This window comes from Micromonospora sp. MH33 (assembly GCF_003013775.1).
Lineage (GTDB): Bacteria > Actinomycetota > Actinomycetes > Mycobacteriales > Micromonosporaceae > Micromonospora > Micromonospora fulviviridis.
The window spans coordinates 1-3,268 of record NZ_MUYZ01000475.1 but is presented as its reverse complement, the minus strand read 5'-3'; the positions used below and the strand labels follow the sequence as shown (position 1 = coordinate 3,268).

Annotated in this window: 2 protein-coding genes and 1 pseudogene; 2 read left to right on the top strand and 1 reads right to left on the bottom strand. The window is 74.2% G+C overall.

Features of this window, described 5'->3' with window-relative positions; translation table 11 throughout:
* On the top strand, positions 1 to 767 hold a 767-nt coding region (locus tag B0E53_RS34615), incomplete at its 5' end, for an alpha/beta hydrolase (protein ID WP_246835751.1).
* Between the two features lie 65 nt (positions 768 to 832).
* Here B0E53_RS34615 and glmS read toward each other — a convergent pair.
* Positions 833 to 2,746 carry a glutamine--fructose-6-phosphate transaminase (isomerizing) gene (gene glmS / locus B0E53_RS34610; protein WP_107079739.1) on the bottom strand — a complete coding sequence of 638 codons (1,914 nt, stop codon included), beginning with the start codon at positions 2,744 to 2,746 and terminating at the stop codon, positions 833 to 835.
* A 296-nt stretch (positions 2,747 to 3,042) separates the two neighbouring features.
* On the opposite strand from glmS, the pseudogene B0E53_RS34605 reads away from it, so the two are divergent.
* Positions 3,043 to 3,268 (top strand): annotated as a pseudogene (locus B0E53_RS34605) (hypothetical protein); the annotation flags it as partial.

Here is a 3,268-nt window from a genome sequence, read left to right as displayed (position 1 = left end):
CCCCGGGGGCGCCGCGGGCGTACCTGCTGGGGCTGGACCCGGCGGGGGACGGGCGGGCGGTGGTGGCGCTCGGCAACCCGGATCGGGCCGACGCCGTGCTGACATACGTGCCGGGGATGACCGCGGACCTCGCCGACGCCCCGGCCGAGCTGGGCCGGGCCGCCCGCGTGCTGGACCGGTGCGCGGCGCTCGGGCCGGGCACGGAGGCGGCGGCCGTGCTCTGGCTGGACTACGACGCGCCGGACTTCCTGCCCGAGGCGGCGCGCGACCGGCAGGCCGAGGAGGCCGGGCCGGCCCTGCACCGGTTCCAGGAGGGGCTGCGCGCCTCGCACGAGGGGCCACCGGCCCGGCAGACCGTGCTCGGGCACAGCTACGGCTCGCTGGTGGTCGGCACCGCCGCCCGCGATCACGGGCTGGGCGCCGACGCGCTGGTCTTCGTCGGCTCCCCCGGCGTGGGCGTCGACCACGCGGCCGAGCTGCGGATGCCGCCCGGCCAGGTCTGGGCCGCCACCGCGCCGGACGACGTGATCCAGCTGGCCCGGCCGCCCGAGGACCTGGCCCGCCGGGCCCTGCTGGCCGGCACGCCGCTCGGCCGGGCCGCGGCGCTGCTCGACCCGCACGACGACCGACTCTGGTTCGGCACCGACCCGAGCACCCCCGGCTTCGGCGGCCGGCGCTTCGCCAGCGGGCGCCACGGGCATGCCGGCTACTGGGATCCCGGCAACCCGGCGCTGGACGGGATGGCCCGGATCGTGCTGGGCCGATGACCGCCCGTTGGCCGGACACGGCACGGCCCCTCCGCCGTGGGACGGAGGGGCCGCGACCGGGTCGACTACTCGACGGTGACCGACTTGGCCAGGTTCCGGGGCTGGTCGACGTCGTGCCCGCGGGCGGCGGCGATCTCGGCGGCGAGCACCTGGAGCGGCACCGTGGTCACCAGCGGCGCCAGCAGCGTCGGCGTGCGCGGCACGTAGATCAGGTGGTCGGCGTAGCGGACCACCGCCTCGTCGCCCTCCTCCGCGATCACGATCGTACGGGCGCCCCGGGCACGCACCTCCTGGATGTTGGAGACGACCTTGTCGTGCAGCATGCCCCGGCCGACCGGCGACGGCACGATGCAGATGACCGGGGTGCCCTTGTCGATCAGCGCGATCGGGCCGTGCTTCAGCTCGCCGGCGGCGAAGCCCTCGGCGTGCATGTACGCCAGCTCCTTGAGCTTCAGCGCGCCCTCCAGGGCCACCGGGTAGCCCACGTGCCGGCCGATGAACAGCACGGTCGGCTCCGACTTCAGGTCGCGGGCCAGCTCGCGGACCGGCTCGATCCGGTCGAGCAGGTCGCGCAGCTTGCCCGGCATCTCCTGGAGCTGGCCCACCACCGCGCCCACCTCGTCGGCGAACTTGATCCCGCGCACCTGGGCCAGGTGCAGGCCGATCAGGTAGCAGGCCACGAGCTGGGTGAGGAACGCCTTGGTGGAGGCGACCGCGATCTCCGGGCCGCCGTGGGTGTAGAGCACCGCGTCGGACTCGCGCGGGATGGTCGAGCCGTTGGTGTTGCAGATGGCCAGCACCCGGGCCTTCTGCTCCTTCGCGTGGCGCAGCGCCATCAGGGTGTCCATGGTCTCGCCGGACTGCGAGATGACCACGATCAGCGTGGACCGGTCCAGCACCGGGTCGCGGTAGCGGAACTCGCTGGCCAGCTCCACCTCGCACGGGATCCGCGTCCAGTGCTCGATCGCGTACTTGGCGACCAGGCCGGAGTGGTAGGCGGTGCCGCAGGCCACGATGAAGATCTTGTCGACGTCGCGCAGGTCCTGCTCGCTGAGGCGGACCTCGTCGAGGGCGATCTCGCCGCTCTCGGTGAGCCGGCCGAGCAGCGTGTCGGCGATGGCCTGCGGCTGCTCCTCGATCTCCTTGAGCATGAACCAGTCGTAGCCACCCTTCTCGGCGGCCGACGAGTCCCAGTCGATGTGGAAGTCCTTGCCGGTCGCGGGCTGGCCGGCGAAGTCGGTGATCTCGATGCTCTCCGGCGTGATCAGGACGATCTGGTCCTGGCCCAGCTCGACCGCGTCGCGGGTGTGCTCGATGAACGCGGCCACGTCGCTGGCCAGGTAGTTCTCGCCGTCACCGCGTCCGACCACGAGGGGCGAGTTGCGCCGGGCGCCGACCACCGCGCCGGGGATGCCGGCGTCGACGGCGAGCAGCGTGAAGGCGCCCTCCAGCCGCTGGCAGACCAGCCGCATGGCGGAGGCGAGCAGCTGCGGGCTGTCGACCTCGCCGGCCGAGCGCAGGTCGGCCAGGGAGCGGGCGAGCAGGTGGGCGGCGCACTCGGTGTCGGTGTCGCTGGCGAACTCGACGCCGTCGGTCTCCAGCTCGGCGCGGAGCTTCGCGAAGTTCTCGATGATGCCGTTGTGGATCACGGCGACCCGGCCGTCCGGGGAGAGGTGCGGGTGGGCGTTGCGGTCGGTCGGGCCGCCGTGGGTGGCCCACCGGGTGTGGCCGATGCTGGTGGTGCCGTCGCCGATGCCGATCGGGCTGGCGGCGCAGGACTCCGGGTCGGTGGCGGCGCGCTCGGCCAGGACCTTCTCCAGGTTGGCCAGCTTGCCGGCCTTCTTCTCGATCAGCAGCTCGTCGTCGCAAACGACGGCGACGCCCGCCGAGTCGTAGCCGCGGTACTCCAGCCGCCGCAGTCCGTCCAGCACGATGCCGAGCGCCGGGCGCGCACCGGCGTAACCCACGATTCCACACATGGTTCGCAGCCTAACCCAGCTTCGCTCATCACGCGTGCTCGGAAGCCGGGTAAACGATCACTGAATTTGAGCGAACCGGTCAGCGGATGACAAGGATCGGACAAACCACCCAGGCAGTCCGGCGGACCGGAAGCGCGGCACGGGACCGACGGCCGACGCGTCCGGCGGGACCCGGGCCGGCACCCGCGCGCGGGTGCGTGCGGCTGGTCGTCGGGCCGTACATTGAGGGCCCGGTCGGGGCGACCCGGCCCCGCCCCTCCCGCGGTCGTCCGCGCCGTCCCCTGCGAGCTGAGCCGATGTCCGAGACGACCCCCACCCCCGAGCCGGGGCACAGCACCGGCCCGAGCGACCCGACCGCCCCGCCGGCCGCCCCGGAACCCACGACCTGGACGCCGCCGGACCCGCTCACCGCCCCGCAGCCCTGGGCGCCACCCGCCCCCTGGGCGCCGGCTCCATGGACCCCCAGCCCGTGGGGCCCACCCGGATCCGCCGCGCCCGGCGGGACCCCCAGCCCGTGGGGCC

Coding starts and splice junctions, on each gene's coding strand:
- glmS (WP_107079739.1), bottom strand. CDS start 2,746: ATGTGTGGAATCGTGGGTTACGCCGGTGCGCGCCCGGCGCTCGGCATC.